Source organism: Lysobacter sp. TAF61 (genome assembly GCF_052113485.1).
In the GTDB taxonomy this organism is placed as follows: Bacteria; Pseudomonadota; Gammaproteobacteria; order Xanthomonadales; family Xanthomonadaceae; genus Lysobacter_J.
The window spans coordinates 515,124-540,948 of sequence record NZ_JBFRDH010000002.1 but is presented as its reverse complement, the minus strand read 5'-3'; the positions used below and the strand labels follow the sequence as shown (position 1 = coordinate 540,948).

General features: G+C 68.4%; 22 protein-coding genes. 10 read left to right on the top strand and 12 right to left on the bottom strand.

What is annotated here, in order from left to right; genetic code table 11:
- Positions 1 to 100: 100 nt before the first annotated feature.
- A complete protein-coding gene (locus AB4Y64_RS06840) occupies positions 101 to 766 on the top strand; it encodes a Fe2+-dependent dioxygenase (RefSeq protein ID WP_441815683.1) in 666 nt (221 codons plus the stop codon).
- Positions 767 to 785: 19 nt separating this feature from the next.
- On the opposite strand, the gene AB4Y64_RS06835 is transcribed toward AB4Y64_RS06840, so the two are convergent.
- Together AB4Y64_RS06835 and hrpB are read right to left on the bottom strand one after the other, a co-directional pair.
- On the bottom strand, positions 786 to 1,817 hold the full coding sequence (locus AB4Y64_RS06835) for a hypothetical protein (protein ID WP_441815682.1): 1,032 nt from the start codon (positions 1,815 to 1,817) through the stop codon (positions 786 to 788).
- 94 nt (positions 1,818 to 1,911) lie between these two features.
- Positions 1,912 to 4,440, bottom strand: a complete 2,529-nt coding sequence (hrpB, locus tag AB4Y64_RS06830) for an ATP-dependent helicase HrpB (protein WP_441815681.1) — start codon at positions 4,438 to 4,440, stop codon at positions 1,912 to 1,914.
- Between the two features lie 106 nt (positions 4,441 to 4,546).
- Here hrpB and AB4Y64_RS06825 point away from each other — a divergent pair, with 106 nt between their 5' ends.
- Positions 4,547 to 5,338, top strand: a complete 792-nt coding sequence (locus AB4Y64_RS06825) for a TatD family hydrolase (protein ID WP_441815680.1) — start codon at positions 4,547 to 4,549, stop codon at positions 5,336 to 5,338.
- Between the two features lie 6 nt (positions 5,339 to 5,344).
- Here AB4Y64_RS06825 and AB4Y64_RS06820 read toward each other — a convergent pair whose 3' ends face one another.
- Positions 5,345 to 5,653, bottom strand: a complete 309-nt coding sequence (locus AB4Y64_RS06820; protein ID WP_441815679.1) for a hypothetical protein — start codon at positions 5,651 to 5,653, stop codon at positions 5,345 to 5,347.
- A 190-nt stretch (positions 5,654 to 5,843) separates the two neighbouring features.
- Here AB4Y64_RS06820 and AB4Y64_RS06815 point away from each other — a divergent pair, with 190 nt between their 5' ends.
- Positions 5,844 to 7,835 (top strand): winged helix-turn-helix domain-containing protein, encoded by a 1,992-nt coding sequence (locus AB4Y64_RS06815; RefSeq protein ID WP_441815678.1) that lies wholly within the window; start codon positions 5,844 to 5,846, stop codon positions 7,833 to 7,835.
- 16 nt (positions 7,836 to 7,851) lie between these two features.
- Here the strand turns inward: AB4Y64_RS06815 and AB4Y64_RS06810 are convergent, their stop codons facing one another.
- The 4 genes from AB4Y64_RS06810 to AB4Y64_RS06795 form a co-directional block, all read right to left on the bottom strand.
- Positions 7,852 to 8,229, bottom strand: coding sequence for a hypothetical protein (locus AB4Y64_RS06810; RefSeq protein WP_441815677.1), 378 nt, complete (start codon positions 8,227 to 8,229; stop codon positions 7,852 to 7,854).
- Between the two features lie 180 nt (positions 8,230 to 8,409).
- On the bottom strand, positions 8,410 to 9,357 hold the full coding sequence (gene panE / locus AB4Y64_RS06805) for a 2-dehydropantoate 2-reductase (RefSeq protein WP_441815676.1): 948 nt from the start codon (positions 9,355 to 9,357) through the stop codon (positions 8,410 to 8,412).
- 4 nt (positions 9,358 to 9,361) lie between these two features.
- Positions 9,362 to 10,162 (bottom strand): ABC transporter permease, encoded by an 801-nt coding sequence (locus AB4Y64_RS06800; protein WP_441815675.1) that lies wholly within the window; start codon positions 10,160 to 10,162, stop codon positions 9,362 to 9,364.
- Between the two features lie 58 nt (positions 10,163 to 10,220).
- Positions 10,221 to 11,234 carry an ABC transporter ATP-binding protein gene (locus AB4Y64_RS06795; RefSeq protein WP_441815674.1) on the bottom strand — a complete coding sequence of 338 codons (1,014 nt, stop codon included), beginning with the start codon at positions 11,232 to 11,234 and terminating at the stop codon, positions 10,221 to 10,223.
- Positions 11,235 to 11,351: 117 nt separating this feature from the next.
- On the opposite strand from AB4Y64_RS06795, the gene AB4Y64_RS06790 reads away from it, so the two are divergent.
- Genes AB4Y64_RS06790 through AB4Y64_RS06775 form a run of 4 tightly spaced genes read left to right on the top strand, consistent with a single transcriptional unit; the run spans position 11,352 to position 15,658 of the window.
- Positions 11,352 to 12,119, top strand: coding sequence for a ferredoxin--NADP reductase (locus AB4Y64_RS06790; RefSeq protein ID WP_441815673.1), 768 nt, complete (start codon positions 11,352 to 11,354; stop codon positions 12,117 to 12,119).
- A 55-nt stretch (positions 12,120 to 12,174) separates the two neighbouring features.
- Positions 12,175 to 13,701: an alpha/beta hydrolase gene (locus tag AB4Y64_RS06785; RefSeq protein WP_441815672.1), complete on the top strand. Its 1,527-nt coding sequence runs from the start codon at positions 12,175 to 12,177 to the stop codon at positions 13,699 to 13,701.
- Positions 13,698 to 14,444: an ABC transporter ATP-binding protein gene (locus AB4Y64_RS06780; protein WP_441815671.1), complete on the top strand. Its 747-nt coding sequence runs from the start codon at positions 13,698 to 13,700 to the stop codon at positions 14,442 to 14,444. The genes AB4Y64_RS06785 and AB4Y64_RS06780 overlap by 4 nt, the downstream gene beginning before the upstream one ends.
- Positions 14,441 to 15,658 carry an ABC transporter permease gene (locus tag AB4Y64_RS06775; RefSeq protein WP_441815670.1) on the top strand — a complete coding sequence of 406 codons (1,218 nt, stop codon included), beginning with the start codon at positions 14,441 to 14,443 and terminating at the stop codon, positions 15,656 to 15,658. Before AB4Y64_RS06780 ends, AB4Y64_RS06775 begins: the two co-directional genes overlap by 4 nt.
- Before the next feature lie 266 nt (positions 15,659 to 15,924).
- Here the strand turns inward: AB4Y64_RS06775 and AB4Y64_RS06770 are convergent, their stop codons facing one another.
- The 5 genes from AB4Y64_RS06770 to rpmH all read right to left on the bottom strand — a co-directional run bounded on the left by AB4Y64_RS06770 (position 15,925) and on the right by rpmH (position 21,005).
- The gene (locus AB4Y64_RS06770) at positions 15,925 to 16,965 is read right to left on the bottom strand and encodes a TonB family protein (protein ID WP_441815669.1); all 1,041 of its coding nucleotides are present in this window, start codon (positions 16,963 to 16,965) and stop codon (positions 15,925 to 15,927) included.
- Positions 16,966 to 17,182: 217 nt separating this feature from the next.
- Positions 17,183 to 18,529 (bottom strand): tRNA uridine-5-carboxymethylaminomethyl(34) synthesis GTPase MnmE, encoded by a 1,347-nt coding sequence (gene mnmE / locus AB4Y64_RS06765; protein WP_441815668.1) that lies wholly within the window; start codon positions 18,527 to 18,529, stop codon positions 17,183 to 17,185.
- A gap of 113 nt (positions 18,530 to 18,642) precedes the next feature.
- The gene (yidC, locus tag AB4Y64_RS06760; RefSeq protein WP_441815667.1) at positions 18,643 to 20,349 is read right to left on the bottom strand and encodes a membrane protein insertase YidC; all 1,707 of its coding nucleotides are present in this window, start codon (positions 20,347 to 20,349) and stop codon (positions 18,643 to 18,645) included.
- A gap of 15 nt (positions 20,350 to 20,364) precedes the next feature.
- On the bottom strand, positions 20,365 to 20,793 hold the full coding sequence (rnpA, locus tag AB4Y64_RS06755; protein WP_441815666.1) for a ribonuclease P protein component: 429 nt from the start codon (positions 20,791 to 20,793) through the stop codon (positions 20,365 to 20,367).
- Positions 20,794 to 20,864: 71 nt separating this feature from the next.
- A complete protein-coding gene (rpmH, locus tag AB4Y64_RS06750) occupies positions 20,865 to 21,005 on the bottom strand; it encodes a 50S ribosomal protein L34 (protein WP_031374044.1) in 141 nt (46 codons plus the stop codon).
- 405 nt (positions 21,006 to 21,410) lie between these two features.
- On the opposite strand from rpmH, the gene dnaA reads away from it, so the two are divergent.
- From dnaA to recF, 3 genes are all read left to right on the top strand, one after another.
- Positions 21,411 to 22,736, top strand: a complete 1,326-nt coding sequence (gene dnaA / locus AB4Y64_RS06745; protein WP_441815665.1) for a chromosomal replication initiator protein DnaA — start codon at positions 21,411 to 21,413, stop codon at positions 22,734 to 22,736.
- 302 nt (positions 22,737 to 23,038) lie between these two features.
- Complete coding sequence (gene dnaN / locus AB4Y64_RS06740) at positions 23,039 to 24,139, top strand: DNA polymerase III subunit beta (protein WP_441815664.1); 1,101 nt, start codon at positions 23,039 to 23,041, stop codon at positions 24,137 to 24,139.
- Positions 24,140 to 24,348: 209 nt separating this feature from the next.
- On the top strand, positions 24,349 to 25,464 hold the full coding sequence (gene recF / locus AB4Y64_RS06735) for a DNA replication/repair protein RecF (protein WP_441815663.1): 1,116 nt from the start codon (positions 24,349 to 24,351) through the stop codon (positions 25,462 to 25,464).
- The last annotated feature ends 361 nt before the right edge of the window (positions 25,465 to 25,825 follow it).

Here is a 25,825-nt window from a genome sequence, read left to right as displayed (position 1 = left end):
GCCGCTTCGTTGAAGCGGCGTGAGCGATGTGCACGGTTGCCGGCTCGCGGCTGAATGCCGATCATGGCCGTTGCCCTGATCCGCTCCTGCGTGGCCCGCCATGATCCGAGTGTTGCCCAACGTGCTCTCCGCCGCCGAACTGCAGGCGGTGCGCGAGCTGTTGCCGCAGGTGCGTTTCGGCGACGGCCGCGTCACCAATCCCGATTCGTCGGTGAAGCAGAATCTGCAGGCGCCGCAGGAAGACCCGGCCAATACCCGCATTGCCCAGATCGCGCGCGATGCCCTCATGCGCTTTCCGGAGCTGCGCGTGTTCGCGCAGCCGCGGACGATGGCGCGGACCACGGTGGTTCGCTACGAGCCGGGCATGAACTATGGCTGGCACGTCGACGAAGCCCTGTTCCCGTCGACGCCGCCGATGCGCAGCGACCTGTCGTGCACGGTGTTCCTCAACGATCCGGCCGAGTACGACGGCGGCGAGCTGACCATCCAGCTGGGCGCGCAGGAGCTGACCTACAAGCTCGAGCCTGGCAGCGCCATCCTGTATCCATCGACCACCATCCACCGCGTCACGCCGGTGACCCGCGGCGTGCGCCTGGCGGCGATCACCTGGCTGCAGAGCTGGGTGGCCGACATCGGCCGGCGCGAACTGCTGGTGCAGCTGGAAGAAGCACGCACGCTGGTCGCCAGCGGCGCTGACCGCCAACGCCTGCAGGTGCTGCTGGAATCGCTGCGGACCAACCTGTTCCGGATGTGGGCCGACACCTGAGGCGCAGGCAGCTGCGGCGCTAGCCCGTGGCGGCTGCCCGCAATGAGGGATGGCGTTGCAGCAGGACTTCCACCCACGCCTCTCCTTCGGCGATTTCCGCAGCGTGCCGCTGCAGGGCCAGTGCCAGGTCGTGGGCGCGGTCGTCGCGGCTGTAGCCGTGTGTCTGCGCCTTCGAATAGCGGCCCCATGCAGGCGACGCCATGGCGTCGTCGAGCCCGGCGGGGTCGAGGCCAAGGTGGGCGACGACCCTGTGCAGTTGCTCGACCGGTTGCGCCAGCAGTGCGTCGAAATCCAGGCGCACTACGCGTGCACCGTGCTCGCCGCGCGCGATCGCATCGAAGCGGACGCGCTCGGCCAGCCAGCCCATCGCGCATTGCTGCGGCAGGGTCAACGCGTGCAATGCGACGCCGTCAGCGTCTTTCCCCAGGTATCCGCGCGCATGCAGGTCGCGCAGGCGCTCGCCGGCGGCGGCGGCGGCATCGAGCACCGAGGCCGGCGATTTCAGCAGCGTCGCAAGATAGGGCCGCAACGGCATGTCGAGCAGGACCGCGCGCATCGGTGGCTGCAGCTCCAGCAGCGGCACGATCAATCCATTGCAGCTGCTGGTGGCCTTGACCACGCTGCGCGTCTGCGGCGGCAGCGGCTGCGACCAGCGCGACCACAGCGCGCGCAACAGCTGCGCCGCCTGTGCGGACGACAGCCGCGACTGCGGTTGCTGCACCTCGGGCCAGGCCTCGGCCAGGGTGCGCAGAGGCAACGGCTCACGCAGGCCCTGCACGTGTGGCCAGCTGTCGAGCAGGCGGCTCAGCAGGGTCGAGCCGCAATGGCCGATGTGGAAGATGGCGTCGGCCGGCGCGATCGCATCGCTGGCGCGCGCTGGCATGGCGTCGAGCGGCATCCAGCCGCCCTGCGCATTTGCCGGCAGTGCGCGGTCGTCGAGGAATGCCGCCTCGCGCCGCTGTGCCGCATCGAACTGCAACCACAGCACGCGCCGCCCGACCAGGTCGAGCTTGAACGGCAGGAACCCGGCATCGTCGAGCGGTGAATTCATGGGCAGGAGTGTAGCGATCCGCGCAGGCGCGAGGGCGCGAGGGCGCGAGGGTGCGATGGCGCGAGGGCGCGAGGGCGTGTTCGAGAAGACCCGGTCAGGTTCCGCGCGGCTTGGCGCGGTGCGTCGCGGCCGCGGTCCACGGATCGTCCGGCCATGGGTGCCTGGGGTAACGGCCCTTCATTTCCTTCTTCACTTCCGGGTAGGTCCGATCCCAGAAGCCGCGCAGGTCCTGGGTGATCTGCAGCGGTTTGCCGCCGGGTGAGAGCAGGTGCAGCGTCAGCGGCACGCGCCCTTCGGCGATGCGCGGCGTGTCGGCCAGGCCGAACAACTCCTGCAGCTTCACCGCCAGCACCGGAGGCACCGGCTGGTCGCCGGCGTCATCGAAGGCATATTCGATAGATCGCTCCATGCCCGACGGCACGGTCATCCGGGTCGGCGCGAGCGCATCGACCTTCTGCCGCAGCGGCCAGTCGAGCTGCGAGCGCAGTGCTTCGCCGAGTTCCTGCTCGGCCAATGCATCGAGACGGGTCTTGCCGCTGAGCACCGGCTTGAGCCACGCGTCGAGCGTGGACAACAGCGCATCATCGGACAGGTCGGGCAACGCGAGCTCGGGCATCCAGGCGCGCAGGCAGCGCACGCGGGCGCGCCATTGCGACAGCGAGGAGGTCCACGGCAGCGCCTGCAGGCCGAGCTGGCGGACGGCATCGACCAGCGCGTCTGCGTAACGCGATGGGTCAGGCTTGGCCAGCGGGCGGCTGTCGATGACGATGCGGTCGAAGCGCTGCTCGCGCACGGCCGCGATGCCGCGCAGGGCGCTGTCCCAGACGACGCGGTCCTCGCTGACGAATCGCTTCGGGAAATCCTGGCGCAGCCGCTGTTCGTCGAGCGGTGCGGCGCGCATCACGCGGGCATCGCGTGGATCGTCGCGCAGTTCGCTGATGGCGATCCACGGTTCACCGTAGAGGGCGCTGTCGTCGAAGATTTTTGCGCTGCGGCCGTTTGCGAGCTGATAGCGATACGGGTCGCCCGGATGCTGGCGCGCGATCCGGTCCGGGAATGCGTGCAGCAGCAGATCGCCCAGCAGGTGCGGCGGCGCGGACGCGGGAGGGTTCGCATCCACGCGCAGGCGCCGGCGCCACTGCCTGGCGGCCTGGTCGATCGCCGCCAGCGCCGAGCGCGAGGCGTCGGCGCCAACGCGACCGGCGCGGAATGCGGCCAGCGCCTGCCAGCGCTCGGCCACTGCGTCGCTGCGCGAGCGCAACGGGTCGCGCGCCTCCACCAGCGCCGCCAGATCGCAGGCCAGCGCCTGTTCGGCGGCCTGTGTCGGCGCCAGCAGCATCGCCGCCAGACGCGGATGCGTGCCCAATGCCAGCATGCGCCGGCCGAGCGGTGTGATCGCGCCGCCATCGAGGGCCCCCAGTCGCTGCAGCAGCTCGCGTGCGGCGGCCAGCGCGCCGCCCGGCGGTGGGTCGACGAAACGCAGGTTGGCATCGCCCCATGCGGCCAGTTCGAGCGCGAGCGAGGCCAGTTCCACCTGGCCGATCTCGGCGCGACGCTGCGGCTCCAGGCGCTGCGATTGCGGCCAGAGCCGGTAGGCCCAGCCTTCGGCGACGCGACCGGCACGACCGGCGCGCTGGTCGGCCGAGGCCTGGGCGATGTTGACCACATCGAGCCGGGCGAAGCCGCTGTTGGGGTCATAGCGGGGCTCGCGCGCCAGGCCGCTGTCGATCACCACGCGCACGCCCGGCAGGGTCACGCTGGACTCGGCAACGTTGGTGGCGAGCACGACGCGACGATGTCCGTCCGGATCGGGCTGCAACACGCGCGACTGCTGCTCCACTGGCAGCTCGCCATGCAGGGTCAGCACGTCGGCTGCGTTGCCGCCCGCGACCGCCAGGCTGGATTCGAGCGCCGCCTGCACCCTGGCGATCTCGCGCTGCCCCGGCAGGAACACCAGCACGTCGCCCGGGTGCTCGGCCAATGCGTGTTCGACCGCGCGCCGCGACTGGTGCTCGAGCGCCTCGTCGCGCCGGCTCGTGAAATGGCCAACGGTCACCGGATAGCTGCGCCCTGCACTGCTCAATCGCGGCGCATCGAGGAACCCGGCCAGGCGCTCGCCATCGAGCGTGGCCGACATCACCACGATGCGCAGGTCCTCGCGAAGGCCCGACTGCACATCCAAAGCCAGCGCCAGGCCGAGGTCGGCAGCGAGATGGCGCTCGTGGAATTCGTCGAACAGCAGTGCGCCGATGCCTTCCAGCATCGGATCGTCCTGCAGCATCCGCGTCAGGATGCCCTCGGTGACGACTTCTATCCGGGTCCGCGCCGACACCTTGTTCTCAAAGCGGATGCGGTAGCCGATGGTTTCGCCGACCGGCTCGCCACGCTGGCGGGACATGAACCCGGCGGCGGCACGCGCGGCAACCCGGCGCGGTTCCAGCATCACGATCTTCTGGCCGCGCAGCCACGGCGCATCGAGCAGCGCCGGCGGCACCTGCGTGGTCTTGCCGGCGCCCGGGGGCGCCTCCAGGACCAGGCGCGGGTGCCCGGCCAGGCTGGCGCGGATCCGCGGCAGCAGTTCGTCGATGGGGAAGGTGGGCGCTTGCCGGGCTTGCTCGTTCACCGCACAAGGATAAGGCGGGAGTGCACCGCGGGCGCGCGACAGGCGCGCGGATCGGCCTGCACCGCCGCGGTTGCTAGACTGCCCCGCCCTGCAATGCTCTCCTGCCATGCAACTGGTCGACATCGGCGCCAACCTCACCCACGACTCGTTCGATCACGACCGCGACGCCGTGCTCGCCCGCGCCCGCGAAGCCGGGGTGGCGCAGATGGTGGTCACCGGCGCCAGCCGCGAGCATTCACCGCTGGCGCTGAAGCTGGCGAAGCAGCATCCCGGCAAGCTGTTCGCCACGGCCGGCGTGCACCCGCACCATGCCAGCGAGTACACCAGCGAATGCGATGCGCAGCTGCGTGAGCTGCATTCCCATGCCGAGGTCGTCGCCGTCGGCGAATGCGGGCTCGACTACTTCCGCGACTTCTCGCCGCGGCCGGCGCAACGGCGCGCCTTCGAGCAGCAGCTGCAGATCGCCGTCGACACCGGCAAGCCGCTGTTCCTGCACCAGCGCGATGCCCACGCCGACTTCATGGCGATGATGAACAACTTCGACGGTCGCATCGGCCCGGCGGTGGTGCATTGCTTCACCGGCACCCGCGAGGAGCTGTTCGACTACCTCGACCGCGACTGGCACATCGGCATCACCGGCTGGCTCTGCGACGAGCGCCGCGGCCAGCACCTGCGCGAGCTGGTGAAGTCGATTCCGGCCAACCGCCTGATGATCGAGACCGACGCGCCCTACCTGCTGCCGCGCACGATCCGGCCGGCGCCGCCGCACCGTCGCAACGAGCCGATGTACCTGGCGCACATCGTCGAGGAGCTCGCCCGCGACCGCGGCGAGGACGTCGCCACCTCGGCGGCCAACAGCACCGCCACGGCGCGCGCGTTCTTCCGCCTGCCCGGCTGAGTCGTCTCAGCGTCCGGCCAACCGCTGCGACTGCTGCGGCCTGGCCAGCACCAGCTGGACGATGCCGGGGCTGCGCTGGCAGGCGCGCTGCGTGTCGATCATCAGCCGCGTCCGCACGGCGTAAGCCTGGCCCGGGTTGTCGACGCCGGTCAGGCGGGCGATCGCCTGCTGGCTGGGCAGCAGCGGACGCTGGCAGTCGATGGTGATCGTTGGCGCGGTGGCGTCATCGGCCACCTGGGCTGCGGCAGCGGCCGGGACGAGCAGTGCCAGCGCGAGGAGCGCGGGACGGGTGAGACGGGCATTGCGGGCATTCATGGGAGGCTCCCGGGGTCGCCGGCAGGTTCCGGCGCGACCAGACTCGCGCTGCGCGGCATTCAGGTCTTGAGGCTGGCCTGAGGGCGAGCACAGGCTTGTCTTTGGCCTGGCGCCAATCCTTTGGAAAAGCTTAGGCCGTGTGCACGGCTGGCCCGCGTATCCGTAATTGGGTGTTTTCCCACGTGCCGCGATGACCCGACCCGAACCGCCCGTGCTCCGCTTCGACGACATCGTCCTGGACCTTCCGGGACGGCGCCTGCTGCGCGCCGGACAATCGCAGGCGCTGGAACCCAAGGCGTTCGCCGTCCTCGAACTGCTGGCCGGATCACCCGGCCAGGTGTTCTCGCGCGACGAGATCCTCGACCAGGTCTGGGGCCACCGCCACGTCACGCCTGGCGTGCTCAACCGGGTCGTCACCCTGGTCCGGCACGCCCTCGGCGAAGACGCCCAGAGCTCGCGCTACCTGCACACGGTGTACGGCTACGGCTATCGCTTCGACCTGCCGGACACATCGCCGGAAATCGGGGCGGACGCGAACGCCGCCTACAACCGGCGCGCCGGCGACAGCGAGGCCCCGCCCGAAGCGGCCCTGGCCGGCGATGCGGCCGGGCCCGCCCCGGAACCCGATGCCCCCGGATTGCCGCAGCCGGCATCACGACCGGCCTCGCGCCGCCGCCTCGTCTGCGCCGCCCTGGTGTTCGCGATCGCAGCGGTTTCCCTGGCCTGGTGGCTATGGCGATCGCCATCCGGCGGAGCACCGCCGGCCAGGCCAGCGCCGGTGCTGGCGGTCCTGCCGATGCACGCCGTCGGCGACGACCCGCGCGGCCAGGCGTTTGCCGATGGCCTGAGCGAGGAAATGATCGGCCTGCTGGCCCACATCGACGGCCTGCGGGTGATCTCGCACACGGCCTCGTTCAAGTTTCGCGATGCCAACCTGCCCGCTGCCGAGGTGGCGCGGCGGCTGCAGGCGACGCACATGCTCGAAGGCAGCGTGCGCCAGGACGGCGAGCGGCTGCGCATCAGTCTCCACCTGGTCGAGGCCGACGGCGACCGCACCATCTGGACCCGGAGTTTCGACCGCGAACTGCGCGACATCTTCGTCCTGCAGCGCAATATCGCCTTCGCCATCGCCAATGCGCTGCAGCTGCAGCTGGGCCTGTCTGCGGCGACCTCCACCAGCGGCGAGGACCCCGCGCTGTACCGGCGCTACCTGCTCGCGCGCAACGCCTCGCCGCGAGTAGGCGAGGACCGCGCCATGGCGGCGGAACAGGCATTGCGCGAACTGACCCTCGAGCACCCCGACTACGCGCGGGCCCAGGGCGGCCTGGCGATGGTGCTGTGGGCGCTCTCGTTGCGGGCGCAGCCCGGCCGCGACGAGTTGCGCGCACGCTCCGAGCAGGCCGCGATGCGCGCCTTGCAGCTCGACCCGGAGCAACCCGAGGCGCATGGCGTCCTCGCCGCCAGGGCGTGCCGGCTGCAGCAGTGGCAGGCCTGCATGGACCTGTCGAAGAAGGCCGTGGTGCTGGCGCCCGCCGATGCGATGTTCCGCGGCTGGCGCGCCTACCACCTGGCCACGCTCGGCTACGTCCAGCAGGCATTGGAGGTCACCGACGAGGCGCTGCAGTTGTCGCCCTACGACCAGGATCTGTTCTTCTGGCGAGGCCGGCTGCTCGACACGCTGGGCCGCCACGAAGAGGCGCGCGAGAGCCTCTCGCTGGCGTCGCCCGAACGCAGCGAGACGGCGCTGTTCTTCAATGCGGTGTGGCGGCGCGACTACGACACGGCGCAGCGCCTGGTCGAGGCACTGCCGCTGGAAGTGCCCTGGCGCGCGTCGGAACTGGCGGCGCTGGCGGCATTGCGCGACCCGGCCCTGTGGCCCTCCGTGACGACCGCCATCGAGGCGTCCGAGCGCCATCACTGGCAGGGACAGGTGCCTTACGACTTCACCCGCCTGCTGCTGCCGCAACGCGACTACGCCCGCGACATCGACGGCCTCGACGCAGTCCAGCGCGCCGGCTACGCGTCATACCAGTGGGTGTTCTGGCAGCCCGGTTCGCGCGCACTGCGCCAAGACCCGGCCTTCCAGCACTACCTGCAGCGCAGTGGAATTGCGACGTACTGGCGCGAGCACGGCTGGCCCGGGGTCTGCCGTGCCGACGGTGCGGCGGTCGCGTGCGATTGACGGGACGTCCGCAGATTCAGCGACCTGAACCGCCGCGGTTCTGCGCAGGAAACCATCCTGATGGAACGCCGAGCCCGGTGCAGTCGACCCGCTGCGACAGCGGCTCGTCGTTGCGGTTGAGGTTCTCCGGCGCGCACGGATCCTTGATCGAGAAGTAGCCCGGCGACTCGGGCTCACGCTGCCCGGTGGCGAACACCAGTACGGGCGGATGCACACGATCGGTAGCCGGGGCATCGTCATTCGACGTGACCAGACCCGGGGGGCGCGCTTCGGGCTGGAATGAAATCGCGCTCGCTGGCAGTCGCGGTGACAACTCGACAGCCGCAGTTTGTGCCGGGGTCGGCAACGGCAGCATGAGGGCAAGCAGGATGGCCGGAATCCTGAGCGCCAGCATCCGGAGCGATGCCGTCCGTTGGCGGGTTTCCGGATTCCGGTTCATGGCGGGATCTGATGCATGCATGGTGCCGGCCAGTTCAGCGTCCGGTGCCGCCCAGCGCCATCAGAATCGTCTGAACCGCGTCGCCGCGCACTAGGTCGATGTGCACTAAGTCGATGTGCACTGAATCGACGCGCGCTAGCGCGTGACTCGCGCCGACTCGTAAGCCTGCAGATGGCACCACGCCGCGGCCAGCAATGGCGCCCACTGCCCGGCGGCCTGGGCGCGGTGCAGCATGTCGCCAACGATCTGCATCGCTTCCACGGCCTGGCCGGCTTCCAGGTCGCGCAGCATCGAGGCCTTCAGCGCGGATCCGGCCTGGGTCAGCGTGGTCAGTGCGGCCTGCTGCGCGGCCTCCGCGATCGGTTCGCCTTCGGCCACGGCAACGGCCAGGCATTCGCGGTAGAGCGCGCGCATGAACGCATCGCCACCCTCGCCGGCAACGATCCCGCCGACGCTGGCGCGCATCAGGCACGTGGCGGCGGCAAGCGTCGACAGGAAGGTGTATTTGGCCCATTGCTCGGCGGCGATGCGCTGCGAGCGCACGTGATCGACGCCCGCCTGTGCACACAGCGCGGCGAAGGCGGCAGTGCGTGCGCTGTCCGGATTGCCTGCGCGCTCGCCGAACGTGATCGAGGCCGGACGGCCCAGGTGCAGCACCTCACCCTGCGGTCCCTTCATCGCGCTGATGAAGCACAGGCCGCCGAGCACGCGATCGGCGCCGAACCTGGCATCCAGCAGCCGATAGTGGGCGAGGCCGTTGAGGATCGGCAGCACCGCGGTGCGGTCGCTCACCGCCGGCGCGGCCGATGCGATGGCGCTGTCGAGGTCGTACGCCTTGCAGCTGAGCAGCACCAGATCGAACGGGCGCTCGTTCGCCAGCGCCGGCAGCGCATCGGCGGTGACGTGGGCAACGGCGATGTCGGCATCGCCGAGCGGGCTGCGCAGCGACAGCCCATCGGCCTGCAACTGCGCGGCGCGTGCCGGACGCACCAGGAAGGTGATGTCGGCGCCGGACTGCGCCAGGCGCCCGCCGAAATAGCCGCCGGTACCGCCGGCGCCGAGGACCAGGACGCGCATGGCCAATTCCTCAGCTGCGCAGGCCGACACCGCGCTTGAGCAGCCACAGGCCGAGCGAACCCAGGGCCACGACGAAGGCCAGCATCAAACCGTAGGCGATCCACAGCGGCACGTCGCTGACGCCGAGCAGGCCGTAGCGGAATGCGTTGACCATGTAGAAGATCGGATTGGCATGGGTCATCGCCTCGGCCCACGGCGGCAGCAGCTTGACCGAATAGAACACGCCACCCAGGTAGGTCAGCGGCGTCAGGATGAAGGTCGGCACGATCGCGATGTCGTCGAACTTCTTGGCGTACACCGCGTTGACGAAGCCGGCCAGCGAGAAGATCGTCGCGCCGAGCAGGACCGTGGTGAAGGTGACCAGCGGGTGCGGCACGGTCACCTTGGTGAACAGCATCGCGATCAGCAGCACGATCGCGCCGACCATCAGCCCGCGCAGCACCGCACCGGCGACGTAGCCACCCAGGATCACCCAGTTCGGCATCGGGCTGACCAGCAGCTCCTCGACATGGCGGCCGAACTTGGCGCCGAAGAACGAGGAGGAGATGTTGCCGTAGCTGTTCTGGATCACGCTCATCATCACCAGCCCGGGGACGATGAAGTCCATGTAGCTGATCCCGTCCATGTCTCCGACGCGCGAACCGATCAGGCCGCCGAAGATCAGGAAGTACAGGGTCATCGTGATCGCCGGCGGCACCAGCGTCTGGCCCCAGATGCGCAGGATGCGGTTGATCTCGCGGCGGACGATCGTGCCCAGCGCGACCAGGTTGCGCTGGTGGTCGGTGAGTTCTTTGGCGACAGCGGTATTCATGCTTGGTCCTGCTGGTTCGTTCGTCGTGCCTGGCAAGGGTGCGTCAGGCGAATGGGTGTCAGGCAACCGGTTCGGGCGGTGCCTGCACCGTGCTGTCCTGGTTGTTCTCGCCGGTCAGGCGGACGAAGAGTTCTTCCAGGCGGTTGGACTTGGTGCGCATCGAGCGCACCCGGATCCCGGCATCGCCCAGCACCGCGAACACGCGGTTGAGGTCCATCGCGCGCGGCATCTCGATGTCGAGCGTGTGATCGTCGGTTGCCAGCAGCGTGGTGCCCTCGATCAGCGGCAGCGTCGCCGGCAGCTGGCCGTCGATGTCGAGCAGGAAGCCTTCGACGTCGAGCTTGGACAGCAGCACCTTCATCGGACCCTGCTCGACGATGCGGCCGCGGTCGATGATCGCCAGGTTGCGGCACAGGCTCTCGGCCTCTTCCAAGTAGTGCGTGGTCAGGATGATCGTGGTGCCGGCGGCATTGATCTCCTTGAGCGTCTTCCACATGCCGCGGCGGATCTCGATGTCGACGCCGGCGGTGGGCTCGTCGAGGATCAGCAGGCGGGGCTGGGTCATCATCGCCCGCGCGATCATCAGCCGCCGCTTCATGCCGCCCGAGAGCGTGCGGCTCATCATCGTCGCCTTTTCCCACAGGTGGGCGCGCTTGAGCTCGACCTCGGCACGGTGCAACGCTTCCTCGCGCGGCACGCCGTAGAAGCCGGCGTAGTTCACCAGGATGTCGAGGGGCTTCTCGAACATGTTGAAGTTCAGCTCCTGCGGCACCAGGCCGATCAGGCGCATGGCGGCGTCGCGCTGGCGGGCGAGGTCGACGCCGAAGATCGACACCGAGCCGGCGCTGAGGTTGACCAGCGAGCTGACGATGCCGATCAGGGTGCTCTTGCCGGCGCCGTTGGGGCCAAGCAGGGCGAAGAAGTCGCCCGGCATGACATCCAGAGAGACGCCCTTGAGCGCCTCCACGCGGTTGTCGTAGGTCTTGCGCAGGCCGCGGACGGAAAGCGCCGGGGCTGCGGTGGTGTTTGCGGCGGGAGTCGCCGCGGGGGACAAGTCGGAAGCCGGGGTCATCTGTGAGGCCTGTGCTGGAGCGCCTGCGGCGCGAGGCGCACGGCGATAACCGGTAGTATAGGCGGCCTCGTGGCGGCACTCCGGCCACAGTCTGTTGCAACTTCCACCGGTACTGTCGTGGCCATCCAGCATTTCCCTCTCAAGCTCGTCTCGCGCCGGATGCTGGCCCCCACGGTCGGCCACTACACCTTCGTCCGCGATGACGGCCAGCCGCTGGATTTCATCCCGGGGCAGTTCATCCAGGTCCATTTCAGCTACGCCGACGGCACCGCGACCAAGCGCAGCTACTCGCTGGCGACCATCCACGACCACGCCCTGGGACCGGGCGAGGCGGTGGAGATCGCCGTCAGCTACGTCGCCGGCGGCGCCGCCACGGCCCTGTTCGAGGGCCTGGAGTCGGACGGCCGCGTCGATGCCAGCGGTCCGTTCGGGCGTTTCTGCCTGATGCCGGCCGACGCCAACAAGCGTTACCTGCTGATCGGCACCGGCACCGGCGTCACCCCGTACCGGGCGATGCTGCCGCAGCTCGATGCACTGATCCGCGAGCGCGGCATCGAGGTGGTCCTGCTGTTTGGCGCACGCACGCCGGCCGAGCTTCTGTACGGCGACGAGTTCCGCGCCTTCGCCGCCAGGCACCCGCAGAACTTCCGCTTCGTGCCGTGCTTCTCGCGCGAGCTGCCCGAACCCGGCTCGGCCCAGGCCCATGCCGACGTCCGCCACGGCTACGTCCAGCAGTACCTCGACGAGTTCGCGCCCAGCGCCGGCGACGACATCGCCTACCTGTGCGGCAATCCGAACATGGTCGATGCCTGCTTCGAGTCGCTCAAGGGCCATGGCCTGCCGGTGCCGCAGATCCGCCGCGAGAAGTACGTCAGCAGCAAGTAGGGCCGCGCGTCTGGCATCCTTGAAGGCGCTTTGCCTTGCGGATGAGAGGGACACGATGCGCATTACCAGGGGATGGGCGGCCGCGTTGGCGGCAGCCTGGCTGTTGGCCGGCTGCGGTTCGCAGGTCGCGGATCCATCCGCGACGGCGAAGGATGCCGGCAAACGCATGTTCGGCACGATCGCTTTCGAACCGTGCACGCTGTCGGCGCCGATGTCGCCGAGCAGCATCGACGCGCAATGCGCCACCTTCGACGTAGCCGAGAATCCGGCTGAACCCAAGGGTCGCAGGATCGCGCTCAACATCGCCTGGCTGCCGGCCAGCGACCAGTCCGGCGGCACCACCGACCCGGTGTTCTTCCTCGCCGGCGGCCCCGGCCAGGCCGCGACCGAGTACGCCGCGCAGATCGACATGGCGCTGCGCGACGTGCGCAAGCAGCGCGACATCGTCCTCATCGACCAGCGCGGAACCGGCAAACTCGGCACACTCGATTGCCGCGACGGCAACGGCCGCGAACTGACGCTGGCCAGCGCCGACGAGATCGACGCGGATGCCATTGCCGACTATGCCGCGCGTTGCGCGCAGGCGCTTTCCGGCAAGGCCGACCCGCGCTTCTACACCACCACCCAGGCCATCGCCGACCTCGATGCCGTGCGCACCGCGCTCGGTGTCGAGCGCATCAACCTGGTCGGCGTGTCCTACGGCACGCGCGTCGCGCAGCAGTACGCCGCGCGCTACCCGAAGCACACGCGCGCGATCGTGCTCGACGGCATCGCGCCCAACGAACTGGTCGTCGGCGCCGAGTTCGCACGCAGCTTCGAGCGCGCGCTCGGCATCCAGGCCGCGCAGTGCCAGAAGGTATCGAGCTGCAGCAAGCGCTTCCCGCAGGATCTGCGCGCGCAGCTGCACGGGCTGAAGGAGCGCCTCGCGGCAGCGCCGGTGGAAGTGGAGTACCGCGATCCGGCCAGCGCCGAGGTCAAGCGCGACACGCTCACCGGCGATACGGTGGCCGGTCTCACCCACCTGTTCTCGTACATGCCGCAGATGGCGTCGCTGTTGCCGGTGGTGATCGACGAGGCCGACCATGGCCGCTACGCACCGCTCATGGCGCTGTCGCAGTTGATGACGCGCGAAGTGGGTGGGCAGATGTCGCGCACCATGCAGTGGTCGGTGATCTGCGCCGAGGATGCCGACCGCTACCGCGCCGATCCTGCCGATGCGACTACGGTCCTCGGCGCCGACGTCGCTACCGCCTTCTTCGCCGCGTGCAAGAGCTGGCCGCACGGAACGCGCCCGGCCCACTTCAACCAGCCGCTGAAGTCGGATGTGCCGGCGCTGCTGCTGTCGGGCGAGATCGACCCGGTGACGCCGCCGACGTACGGTGAACAGGTGCTCAAGGGCCTGCCCAATGGCCGTCATCTGGTGTTGCGCGGACAGGGCCACAACGTCGGCGGCGTCGGCTGCCTGCCGAAGCTGGTGGGTCAGTTCATCGAGGCCGCCGACGCACGCAAGCTCGACGCCAAGTGCCTGGATGCGATCGGCTACGTGCCGCCGTTCACCGGCTTCAACGGGTGGGAACCATGATCATCGCCAACGAGCTGCACAAGAGCTTCAAGACCAAGACCGGCACCGTGCGCGCCGTCGACGGCGTCCACTTCGAAGCCCACGACGGCCAGATCACCGGCCTGCTCGGCCCCAATGGCGCCGGCAAGACCACCACGCTGCGCATGCTTTACACGCTGATGAAACCCGACGCCGGCCAGGTGATGGTCGATGGCGTCGACGCATCGCGCGACCCGGCCGCGGTGCGGCGCGCACTGGGCGTGCTGCCCGATGCGCGCGGCGTCTACAAGCGCCTGACCGCGCGCGAGAACATCGCCTACTTCGGCGAACTGCACGGCATGACCGCGCAGGCGATCGCGCAGCGCACGCAGACGCTGGCCGATGCACTGCAGATGCACGACATCCTCGACCGCCAGACCGAGGGCTTCTCGCAGGGACAGCGCACCAAGACCGCGATCGCGCGCGCCCTGGTGCACGACCCGCGCAACGTGATCCTCGACGAGCCAACCAATGGCCTGGACGTGATGACCACGCGCGCCATGCGCTCGTTCCTCCAGCAGCTTCGCGCCGAAGGCCGTTGCGTGATCTTCTCCAGCCACATCATGCAGGAGGTCGCCGCACTGTGTGACCGCATCGTCATCATCGCCAGGGGCCAGGTGGTGGCATCGGGCAGCGCCGACGAACTGCGCGCACAGACTGGCGAGGCAAACCTGGAGGATGCCTTCGTCAAGGCGATTGGTTCGGATGAGGGCCTGCACGCATGAGTTCGATCCAGCAAGAAGGCACACGTTCGCGCACCGGCGTCATGGCCACGTTGTGGTCGGTGATGCGCAAGGAACTGCGCGACATCTCGCGTGACCGCCGCACCCTCGCCCTGGCATTGCTGATGGGCCCGCTGCTGTACCCGTTGCTGATGATCGGCATCGGTTCACTGGCCGAGAGCCGCGCCAAGACCCAGCTCGACAAGGTCCTGGAAGTTCCCACCGTCGGCATCGAGCGCGCACCGAACCTGGTCGCGTTCCTGGCCACGCAGGGCATCGAGGCCAAGCCGGCGCCGAGCGACCTGGACGCGGCGATCGCGCGCCAGGACATCGACGTGGCGATGCGCATCAGTGTCGGCTTCGCCCGCAACTGGCGCGACGGCCAACCTGCCCTCGTCGAGATCGTCCGCGACAGCACGCGCCGTGACAGCGACATCCCGGGAGCACGACTGCGCGCCGCGCTGACTGCCTACGGCGACCAGGTCGGCGCATTGCGCCTGCTCGCGCGCGGCATCGACCCATCGATCACGCGCGCGCTCAACGTCGGCAGCCGCGACCTCGCCACCGACGACGCCAAGCGCGGCCTGGTGCTGTCGTCGATCATGCCGTACCTGCTGATCCTGATGTCGTTCCTCGGCGGCGCCTACCTGATCATGGACGCCACTGCCGGCGAGCGCGAACGCCAGTCACTGGAACCGCTGCTGGCAACGCCCGCGCGTCGCGGCGCGATCGTCAGCGGCAAGATCGCGGCGGCCTGCGCGCTGGGCCTGCTGTCGCTGCTGCTGACCCTGCTCGCCTTCAAGTTCAGCGCGCAGTTCGGCACCTCCGTCAGCAAGATGCTCGACGTGCGCTTCGCCGCGATGGGCCGCATGCTGCTGGTGCTGCTGCCGATGCTGTTCATCGGCACCACGCTGCTGACCTACCTGTCGGCGACGGCCAAGAGCATGAAGGAAGCACAGAGCCACATGACCTGGCTGATGCTGCTGCCGATGATCCCGACGATCGCGCTCGCGGTGAACCCGATCAAGACGCAGATGTGGCAATTCGCCGTGCCGTTCCTTGCCCAGAACCAGATGCTGCTGAAGGTCATCCGCGGCGAAGAGATCGACACCCGCGTGTGGGCGATCTACCTGGCGGCCGGGTTCGGCGTTGCCGCCCTGCTGTGGTTCGCGGCAGTGCGCCGTTACCACCAGGAGCGCCTGGCGATTGCCGGTTGATCCCAGGAAGCAACGTCCATGGATTCCCGCCTGCGCGGGAACGACGGGTTATAGAACGAATACCGGGTGATGAATTGCCGGAGCGTCGTCCGCCGGGTCGGGGATTGCGTAGCAGCGGGACATGGATGTCCCGCGCCCCGCATCGGACAGGAGTCCGCGAGCAACGAGGCCCAAAAGAAAAAGCCCGGCTCGCGCCGGGCTTTCTTGTTGCTGCCTGGGCGCAGACGAGAGCGGTTCCCCAACCGCTCCCGCAACGCCTGGCCGGATCAGCTCTGCGGATTGAAGCCGATCGTGCGGCGCGTCGTGACCGGCGAATCGACCGGCTGGAAGCGCCACTTGCGAACAGCGTTGACGGCTTCGCGATCGAAGATGCGGGCCGGATTGGAACGCACCACGCGCGCGGCGGTGACCGAACCATCGGTACCGACCGTGAACTCCACCTGCACCTCACCCGACGTACCGGCACGCAGCGCATCGGGCGGATAACGCGGCGGCGGCATCGACAGCGGACGCAGATCGCTGGCATCGGCACTGGCCGGAGCCGCGGCCGTCTGGCGCGCAACCGCGGCACGCTGCTCGGCGGCACGCTCATCGGCAGCGGCCTTGTCGGCGACGGCCTTGTCAGCAGCAGCCTTGTCCGCGGCAACCTTGTCGGCAGCAGCCTTGGCATTCTGCGAAGCCAGCAGTTTGGCAGCCTCTTCCTGCTGCTTCTTCTGGTCCTCGACACGCTTGAGTTCCAGATCGGCCTTGCGCTTGGTCTCTTCCTCGGCGGTCAACTGCTGCTGGGCCGCACGCTTGCCAACCGCTTCCTGCTGCGTGGCGATGCTGGTCTTCAGACGCGCCAGCGCCGGATGCTGCGCATCGGCCTTTTCCAGCAGGGCCGCGAGGCGCTGCGCTTCGGTGAAGTCCTCGCGATTGACGCTCTGCTCGATGGCGATGACCGTCATCGGCAACAGGTCGGTCAGCGCGCTCGACACGGCGGCGTCGCCGGGTGCCTTGTCGCGCAGTGCCAGGTAGTACTCGACCGCGTTGTCCTCGGCCGGAGCGTACAGACGGTTTTCGGCGTAGGCCTTGCGGGCCGCCTCACGCAGCTGGTCGGCCGTCATGGCCGTCACCTTGGCAGACACGGCCGTGTCGGCGGTCACCGCGGGTGCGGCTGCGGTGGCGGCGGGTGCAGCCGCGGTTGGTAGCGCGGGCTCTTCTTTCTGGCAGGCGGCCAGCGCGCAGGCGATGGCCAGCACGGCGGACAACTGCTTTACGGCGGACAGCCGGCTGGAACGCCGGGCTTGCGGATTTACGACGGTCATATTGGCAAAGCTCCCCTGAAGTGCGCCGTCACGAGCACACGGCTCTTAATCGCGTGAGCGGGCCGTGTTTGTCAAGCGGTGGCGGCAGCAGCCTACCATCGACACGGGCTGTTACTGAATTCCACCGCTGCCCGGCGCACCCGTTCAGCCCCGCGCCGCCCCATCGCCCGGACGGCCCGGGCGGGCCGAGGTCCTGGCGGCGTTTCGGGCGGGCGCCTCACTTGCCGATGCAGAAGCTCGAGAAGATATGACCGAGCAGGTCATCGGCCCGGACGCGTCCGGTGATTTCGCCCAACTGGTCATGCGCCAGTCGCAACGCTTCGGCGGCAAGGTCGAGCGCCTCGTGATCGAGGTGGATCCGCGCGTCCGCCAGCTCCAGGCGGGCCTGGGCCAGGGCATCGACGTGGCGGGCCCGCGCGGTGAAGGCGCCCTCGCCTGCGCCGTCGGCGTTGCCCTGCGCCAGTTGCAGGAGGCGCGCGTGCAATGCCTCGATGCCAAGCCCGGTGCGTGCCGAGACCTGCAGAGTGTCGGGGCCATCGGCCGCTGCCGGTCGCTCCAGCAGGTCGGCCTTGTTGAGCAGCCACAGCCGGTCCGGGACGTCCGCGATCGCGTCGGCGACGGCGCTGCGGCCGCCCTCGGGATCACGTGCGTCGAGCACGACGATGGCCAGGTCGGCGCGCCCGAGTTCACCGCGTGCCCGGCGCATGCCCTCGCGTTCGATCACGTCCCCGCCCTCGCGCAGACCGGCGGTATCGACCAGGGTCAGCTCGACGCCGTCTATGCGGATCGTCTCGTGCAGCAGGTCGCGGGTGGTGCCGGCAATGTCGGTGACGATCGCGCGGTCGCTGCCGGCGAGGACGTTGAGCAGCGAACTCTTGCCGGCATTGGGTGGGCCGACGATCACCGCATGCAGTCCGTCGCGCAGGCGACGCCCGCGCTCGGCGGCGGTCAGCAGTTCGTCCAGTGCTAGCGCGGTCGCGGCCAGGCGCATGCGCAGTTGCGCGCCGCCGAGCGTGTCGATCGGTTCGTCGGCGAAATCGATTGCCGCCTCGACATGGACGCGTATCGCCAGCAGTTCGTCGGCCAGCGCATCGACCCGGCGCGAGAACTCGCCGTCCAGCGCTCTGCGTGCGGCGCGTGCGGCGCGGGTATCGGCGGCGGCGATGAGGTCGGCGACGGCTTCGGCCTGGGCAAGGTCGAGGCGACCTTCCAGGAAAGCGCGCTCGCTGAACTCACCGGGACGCGCGCGGCGCGCGCCGAGTTCGACGCAGCGCGCCACCAGTTCGTGCAGCACGGCCGGGCTGCCGTGCGCCTGCAGTTCCACTACGTCCTCGCCGGTGTAGCTGGCGGGGGCGGCGAAGAACAGGGCGATGCCGTCATCGATGGTGTCGCCATCGGCGGCGGCGAAGCGGACGTGATGGGCGTGGCGCGGCTTGAAGGTTCGCGCGCACAGGCGTTCGGCGATGACGCGCGAACGCGGTCCGGACAGGCGCACGATGCCGACGCCGCCGGCGCCGGGGGCGGTGGCGATCGCGGCGATGGTGTCGCGGGCAGGCACGGTCATGGCGATATGGTCGCAGATCGCCCTCTCCCTGGCCGCCTTCGCCAAGGAAAGGCGACCCCGGAAACACGAAACCCGCCTTGCGGCGGGCTTCGTTGCGATCAGGGCGGCAAGGCTCAGGCCTTGGCCGGCTCCTCGCTGTAACGCTTGACCATCCACCACTGCTGCAGCAGGCCGAGCGCACCGTTGGTGACCCAGTACAACACCAGGCCGGCCGGGAAGAAGGCGAACATCACGCCGAACACCAGCGGCATGAACTGCATCATCTTCGCCTGCATCGGGTCCATGCCCGCAGTCGGGTTGAGCTTCTGCGTGAACCACATCACCGCGACGTTGATCACCGGCAGCACGAAGTAGGGATCGCGCGAGGTCAGGTCGGTGATCCAGCCGATCCACGGTGCGTGGCGCAGCTCGACCGACTCCGACAGCATCCAGTACAGCGCCAGGAACACCGGCATCTGCAGCAGGATCGGCAGGCAGCCGCCGACCGGATTGATCTTCTCCTTCTTGTACAGCTCCATCATCGCCATCTGCAGCTTCTGCTTGTCGTCGCCGTAGCGCTCCTTGAGCTGCGCCATGCGCGGCTGGAACTTGCGCATCTTGGCCATCGACTTGTACTGCGCCGCGGACAGCGGATACATCGCCAGCTTGATCAGCAGCACCAGGCCGACGATCGACCAGCCCCAGTTGCCGACCAGGCCGTAGATCTTTTCCAGCACCCAGAAAAGCCAGCTGGCGATGGTCGCCATGATGCTGTAGCTGCTGAAATCGACGGCGCGGTCGAGCCCGGGCACGTTCTGTGCTTCGATCGCCTTGACCAGCTTCGGGCCGACCCACAGTCGCGCAGCGGTGGACGCCGTGGCGCCCGGTGCGACGGTCACGCCCGGGCCGATTTCGCGGACCACGTACTGGGTGCCGCCGGTGCCCTGGGTCGTCGCCAGCGAGAAGGTGCTGGTGTCGCTATCGCCCGGGATCCAGGCGGAGAAGAAGTGGTGCTGGAGCATGCCGATCCAGCCACCGGTGACCTGCTTGTCGAGCGCGCCACCGTCGACGAACTTGTCGTACTTGCGCTTGTCGTACTTGTCGCTGGTCGAGTACCACGCCGCGCCCTGGAAGCTGTACTGCTCGGCGCTCATCGGACCCTTCTTCACCAGTGCGCGCGGAACGCGGCTGAGCTGGCGATAGACGAAGCCCTGCCACGGAGCCGTGCCGGCATTGGCAACCTCGTCGCGGACCTTCACCACGTAATCGCCGCGGCTGAAGGTGTAGGTGCGGCGGATCGTCACGCCATTGGCGCCGGTCCAGACGAACGGGACGTCGACACTCGAAGCGCCGTCGGCGAGTGCGTAATCGGTCTTGCCGCCTGCGGGCACGAAGCCGCCCTGGTGGGTCGGTGCGTTGTGGCCCTGGTTGACCCAGCCGCTCTGGGCGACGAAGTAGTTGGACGGATCCTGCGCGAACAGGCGAACCGGCGCGCTGTTGCGGTCGGCCGTGGTCGGATACTTCAGCAGGTCCGCCTGGCGCAGTTCGCCGCCATCGAGCACCAGCTTGAGTACGTCGGTGGTGACGGTGACAGTCGGTGCGCTGGACGTGCTGGCCGTCGGCGCCGCGGCAGAGGCCATGGTCGGCGCCGTCGGCACCGCACCGGGTGCAGCCGCGGTGGGCGCGCCCGGGACGGAGCCGTCGCCGGCAATCGCTGCCGAAGTCGAAGTCGAGGTCTGCGCGGTTTCAGGCGGCGCGGCCTTCTCCTTGCCCCACTCCATCCACAAAAAGGTCGCCACCAGCAGCCAGGCGAAGATCAGAAAAACACGGGTCTGGTTCATGGGCGACAGGCAGGCTCAGCCTTGACCGGAGTCAGGCATTGGGGCGGAAGGGGATGCGGCCGGCATTGTGCCGGTCGCCGAAGTCGGGGGCAACGCAGCGGACATGGCCCCGCACCGCTGCAGCAGACCACGCAGGGCCGCGGCTAGTTCCGGGCCGGTGCTGCGCGCTGCGGCAGGCCGGGCGACCACGACGTAGTCGCCCGCGGCGAGTTCGCCACGGATCTTGCGGAAGGTATCGCGCAGTACGCGCTTGATGCGGTTGCGGCCGACGGCGTGCGGGTCGACCTTGCGCGAGACGGCCAGGCCCAGGCGCGCAGGGACGTCGCTGGGCTGCCAATGCAAAGCCAGCACGGGTAGCGCAACGCGCTTGCCATGCTGGAAAATGCGATCGAAGTCGGAACGCGCGCGTACCCGCGCCGTGCGCGGGAAGCGGGCCGAGGTCATCTGATGACTTCCGATCTAAGGACTACCGGCAAATGCCGGTCGGCTGCCGCACGAGGCGGCAGCGGCGACGCTTAGGCGCAGAGACGCTTGCGGCCCTTGGCGCGGCGACGGGCAAGGATCTTGCGGCCGTCGGCGGTCGCCATGCGGGCACGGAAGCCGTGGTCGCGCTTGCGCTTGAGGTTGCTGGGCTGATAGGTGCGCTTGGTGGCCATGATCCGGCTCTGCGAAAACGTCAAATAGGACCGGCGATTCTAGCGGGTCCTGGAACCCAAGGTCAACCTCCGACTTGGCCGCTTCAAGTTGCCCCGCCCTCGAGAGCCCGGACCAGCCCCCTGAGTCAGGGGGCGATTCGCGCGCCAGCGCGAATGGGGTATGGGAAACACGTAGTGGGGCCCGAAGTTTGCAACGCAAACTTTGGGGGTGGGCCCGGCGTGCCGGAAACACGCGCTACACCGTGGACATCCTGTGGACAAGTCCTGTTCCGCGCCCATTCGCGGTGATAGTCTGGCCCTCACCCCCAGCCCCGTTCGCCGCGATGTGAGCATCGCGCGGCGGGCCGCTTTTCGTCCGAGGCCGCAGGGCCCGCTGACCGCAACTTGAAGAAGACGCCCGACCCGATGGATGCCTGGCCCCGCTGCCTCGAACGCCTTGAAGCCGAACTGCCGGCCGAAGATGTCCACACCTGGCTCAAGCCGTTGCAGGCTGCCCAGCGCGACGATGTCACCGTGCTCTATGCGCCCAACGCGTTCGTCGTGGAGCACGTGCGCGAACGTTACCTGGCCCGCATCCGTGAACTGCTGACCTATTTCGTCGGCAGCGGCGAAGTCAGCCTGGAGATCGGCTCGCTGCCGCGCGCGCCGATGCCGATGCCGCAGATGGATGCCGCCCCGGCGGTGCGTTCGGTGCCATCGGAGCCGTTCAACGGCCACCTCGACAACCACTACACCTTCGACAACTTCGTCGAGGGTCGCAGCAACCAGCTCGGCCGCGCCGCCGCCTGGCAGGCCTCGCTCAAGCCCGGCGACCGCGCCCACAACCCGCTGCTTCTGTACGGCGGCACCGGCCTGGGCAAGACCCACCTGATGTTCGCCGCCGGCAACGCCATGCGCAGCGCCAACCCGAACATGCGCGTGCTGTACCTGCGCAGCGAGCAGTTCTTCAGCGCGATGATGAAGTCGCTGCAGGACAAGACCATGGATGCGTTCAAGCGCCAGTTCCAGCAGGTCGACGCGCTGCTGATCGACGACATCCAGTTCTTCGCCGGCAAGGACCGCACCCAGGAAGAGTTTTTCCACACCTTCAACCAGCTCTTCGACGGCAAGCAGCAGATCATCCTGACCTGCGACCGCTACCCGCGCGAAGTCGAAGGCCTGGAGCCGCGCCTGAAGTCGCGCCTGGCCTGGGGCCTGAGCGTGGCGATCGAGCCGCCGGACTTCGAGACGCGCGCCCAGATCGTGCTGTCGAAGGCGCGCGAGCGCGGCGCCAACATTCCCGAGGAAGTGGCCTTCCTGCTCGCCAAGAAGATGCGCAGCAACGTGCGCGACCTGGAGGGCGCTCTCAACACCCTGACCGCACGCGCCAACTTCACCGGCCGCGCGATCACCGTCGAGTTCGCCCAGGAGACGCTGCGCGACCTCCTGCGCGCCCAGCAGCAGGCCATCGGCATCCCCAACATCCAGAAGACCGTGGGCGACTACTACGGCCTGCAGATGAAGGACCTGCTGTCCAAGCGCCGCACGCGCTCGCTGGCGCGTCCGCGGCAGATGGCGATGGCGCTGGCCAAGGAACTCACCGAGCACAGCCTGCCGGAGATCGGCGACGCCTTTGCCGGTCGCGACCACACCACCGTGCTGCATGCCTGCCGGCAGATCCGCACGCTGATGGAGACCGACGGCAAGCTGCGCGAAGACTGGGACAAGCTCATCCGCAAGCTGAGCGAGTAAGTCCGCCAGCGGTCGCAGCGCAAAGCTGCGCCGGGCAGGACATACTTATCCTCAATGCCTGCGGGTAAGCCGTGTATGTTGCGGGCACAAGTTGTGGACAATTCGCACCTGTCACCGGTGCGCTAGAGTTGTCCACAGCTTGTCCGGGACTTGCAGGGGTAGTTCTACCGAAGTTTCGCAGGCAATAAAATCCTTATAAATCAAAAGTTTGGTGCAGTTTTCCCGGGTTTTCGGCTGCTCCACCACCACCATGCTTTTGATTTATTCCACATCTTTAGTAATGGCACGGGGACGGGGTCCGCATGCGTTTCAGCCTTCAACGCGAAGTCTTTCTCAAGCCGCTCGCCCAGGTCGTCAACGTCGTCGAGCGCCGCCAGACCCTTCCGGTCCTGGCCAACCTTCTGGTCCAGGTCAAGGACGGACAGCTGTCGCTGACCGGTACCGACCTGGAAGTGGAGATGGTGTCGCGCGTCCTCGTCGATGACGCCCAGGACGGCGAAACCACGATCCCGGCGCGAAAGCTGTTCGAGATCGTTCGCGCCCTGCCCGACGGCAGCAAGGTCACCATTTCGCAGGCAGCGGAAAAGATCACGGTGCAGGCCGGTCGTTCGCGCTTCACCCTGGCGAGCCTGCCGGCCAACGACTTCCCGTCGATCGACGAAGTCGAGGCCACCGAGCGCGTTCGCGTTCCGGAAGCGGCGTTGAAGGAGCTGATTGAACGCACTGCCTTCGCAATGGCGCAGCAGGACGTTCGCTACTACCTCAACGGCCTGCTGTTCGATCTGCGCGAAACCAGCCTTCGCTGTGTGGCTACCGACGGCCACCGCCTCGCGTTGTGCGAATCGCCCCTCGAGAACGGCGCCCAGACCAAGCGCCAGATCATCGTCCCGCGCAAGGGCGTGCAGGAACTGCAGCGCCTGCTCGAAGGCGGCGATCGCGAACTCGAGCTGGAAATGGGCCGCGGCCACCTGCGCGTGAAGCGCGACGACGTGACTTTTACCAGCAAGCTGATCGACGGCCGGTTCCCGGACTACGAGGCCGTGATTCCGATTGGCGCCGACCGCGAGATCCGCATCGACCGCGAGGTTCTGCGTGCCTCGCTGCAGCGTGCGGCGATCCTGTCGAACGAGAAGTACCGCGGCGTGCGCCTGGAAGTCTCGCCGGGCCAGCTCAAGATCAGCGCGCACAACCCGGAACAGGAAGAAGCCCAGGAAGAAGTCGAGGCCGACACCAAGGTCGACGACCTGGCCGTTGGCTTCAACGTGAACTACCTGCTCGACGCGCTGAGCGCGCTGAAGGACGAGCACGTCGTGATCGCCCTGCGCGATGCCAACTCCTCGGCGCTGGTACGTGAAGCGGCGAACGACCGCTGCCGCCACGTGGTGATGCCGCTGCGCCTCTGATTCGACCGAGGAACGGCAGCACAGAAGCCCGGCCCCGCGCCGGGCTTTTTGTTGCCCGGTCATTGCAGGGAAGTCGGGGAACCCAGGAACGTTTCCTTTCGTTTTTGCCGATACTCAGCTGTTCCACGTGGAACACGCCACCAGGACGGTGATCCTCCGAACCCTCCCTGCGCTTACCGGCCTCACAACGGACCGGTAAACTGCCCCCAATGCACGTAACCCGCCTTGAACTGCGCAACCTGCGCCGGTTCGTCGAGCTCCGCCTCGATCCCTCCCCGGGCCTCAACCTGATCACTGGCGACAATGGCGCCGGCAAGACCAGCGTGCTCGAAGCCCTGCACCTGATGGCATACGGCCGCAGCTTCAGGGGCCGCGTGCGCGACGGACTGATCCGCGACGGCGACCCCGCCCTTGAAGTGTTCGTGGAGTGGCAGGAAAGGCTGGCAACGGGCTCGGGCACCCCGCCGGGCACCGCGCCGGCCGAGCGGACCCGCAAAGCCGGAATGAGGCACAGCGGCCAGGACTGGACGGGCCGCCTGGACGGCAGCAACGTCTCCCAGCTGGGCGACCTGTGCGCCGCCCTGGCCGTGGTGAGCTTCGAGCCGGGCAGCCATGCGCTGATCACCGGAGGCGGTGAGTCCCGCCGCCGCTACCTCGATTGGGGTTTGTTCCACGTGGAACAGGATTTCCTGCCGTTGTGGCGCCGCTACGCTCGGGCGCTCAAGCAACGGAACGCCCTGCTGAAGGCGCGGGCACGCGATGGACAGCTCGACGCCTGGGATCACGAGTTGGCGGAGGCCGGAGAACCGCTCAGCCGGCGCCGCGAGCAATACCTGGACCAACTTCAGCCGCGGTTCTCCGCCCTGCTCTCCGAACTCGCCCCGGCTCTGGGCCCGAGCCGCCTCGACTACGCCCCAGGCTGGCGCCGCGACGAGTTGCCCCTCGCCGACGCCCTGCTGCTCGCCCGCGACCGCGACCTCACGGCCGGATACAGCTCGGTGGGCCCACACCGGGCCGATTGGCGGATCGTGTTTGGCGCCATCCCGGGCCGGGACGCCCTGTCACGAGGCCAGGCCAAGCTGACGGCACTTTCTGCCCTGCTTGCCCAGGCCGAACACCATGCCGCCGCCCGCGGCGAATGGCCCGTGGTTGCCCTGGACGACCTCGCCTCGGAGCTGGACCGGCAGCATCAGGGCCGCGTACTGGCCCGGCTGCAGGCCAGTGGCGCGCAGGTCTTCATCACGGGAACGGAGGCGCCAACCGGGCTGGACGCAGCCGCACAGGTTCGACGGTTCCACGTGGAACATGGTGCGATCCAGGGTTAGCCGCGCTCGGGTATCCGGAAGTTCAGACCCGTTCGCGACTGCAAAACCAACGTCCATTGATCCCCACCTTCGCGGGGATGACGGGCATGGGAAACGGTCATGGGAAGGGGCTGGAATCCCACCGAGGATGCCTCCTCGCTGATGCCGACGAAGACCACGAAGACCTGGAAACGACTGGCCGAAGCGTTGTCCGGCGGAGTGGGGATTGCGGAGGAGCGGGCCATGGATGGCCCGCGTCCCGCATAAAGACAGGGATGTCGTCTGCGGGACGGAGCAATCCCCGCTTCGCCGGACAACGCCCTCCCGCAGACAAAGCCGCACTGCGCCTCCCGGAGACGAAGCCGCACAACGCCCTCACGCC

Coding starts and splice junctions, on each gene's coding strand:
- AB4Y64_RS06840 (WP_441815683.1), top strand. CDS start 101: ATGATCCGAGTGTTGCCCAACGTGCTCTCCGCCGCCGAACTGCAGGCG.
- AB4Y64_RS06835 (WP_441815682.1), bottom strand. CDS start 1,817: ATGAATTCACCGCTCGACGATGCCGGGTTCCTGCCGTTCAAGCTCGAC.
- AB4Y64_RS06825 (WP_441815680.1), top strand. CDS start 4,547: ATGCAACTGGTCGACATCGGCGCCAACCTCACCCACGACTCGTTCGAT.
- AB4Y64_RS06820 (WP_441815679.1), bottom strand. CDS start 5,653: ATGAATGCCCGCAATGCCCGTCTCACCCGTCCCGCGCTCCTCGCGCTG.
- AB4Y64_RS06815 (WP_441815678.1), top strand. CDS start 5,844: ATGACCCGACCCGAACCGCCCGTGCTCCGCTTCGACGACATCGTCCTG.
- AB4Y64_RS06810 (WP_441815677.1), bottom strand. CDS start 8,229: ATGCTGGCGCTCAGGATTCCGGCCATCCTGCTTGCCCTCATGCTGCCG.
- AB4Y64_RS06800 (WP_441815675.1), bottom strand. CDS start 10,162: ATGAATACCGCTGTCGCCAAAGAACTCACCGACCACCAGCGCAACCTG.
- AB4Y64_RS06795 (WP_441815674.1), bottom strand. CDS start 11,234: ATGACCCCGGCTTCCGACTTGTCCCCCGCGGCGACTCCCGCCGCAAAC.
- AB4Y64_RS06785 (WP_441815672.1), top strand. CDS start 12,175: ATGCGCATTACCAGGGGATGGGCGGCCGCGTTGGCGGCAGCCTGGCTG.
- AB4Y64_RS06780 (WP_441815671.1), top strand. CDS start 13,698: ATGATCATCGCCAACGAGCTGCACAAGAGCTTCAAGACCAAGACCGGC.
- AB4Y64_RS06775 (WP_441815670.1), top strand. CDS start 14,441: ATGAGTTCGATCCAGCAAGAAGGCACACGTTCGCGCACCGGCGTCATG.
- AB4Y64_RS06770 (WP_441815669.1), bottom strand. CDS start 16,965: ATGACCGTCGTAAATCCGCAAGCCCGGCGTTCCAGCCGGCTGTCCGCC.
- mnmE (WP_441815668.1), bottom strand. CDS start 18,529: ATGACCGTGCCTGCCCGCGACACCATCGCCGCGATCGCCACCGCCCCC.
- yidC (WP_441815667.1), bottom strand. CDS start 20,349: ATGAACCAGACCCGTGTTTTTCTGATCTTCGCCTGGCTGCTGGTGGCG.
- rnpA (WP_441815666.1), bottom strand. CDS start 20,793: ATGACCTCGGCCCGCTTCCCGCGCACGGCGCGGGTACGCGCGCGTTCC.
- rpmH (WP_031374044.1), bottom strand. CDS start 21,005: ATGGCCACCAAGCGCACCTATCAGCCCAGCAACCTCAAGCGCAAGCGC.
- dnaA (WP_441815665.1), top strand. CDS start 21,411: ATGGATGCCTGGCCCCGCTGCCTCGAACGCCTTGAAGCCGAACTGCCG.
- dnaN (WP_441815664.1), top strand. CDS start 23,039: ATGCGTTTCAGCCTTCAACGCGAAGTCTTTCTCAAGCCGCTCGCCCAG.
- recF (WP_441815663.1), top strand. CDS start 24,349: ATGCACGTAACCCGCCTTGAACTGCGCAACCTGCGCCGGTTCGTCGAG.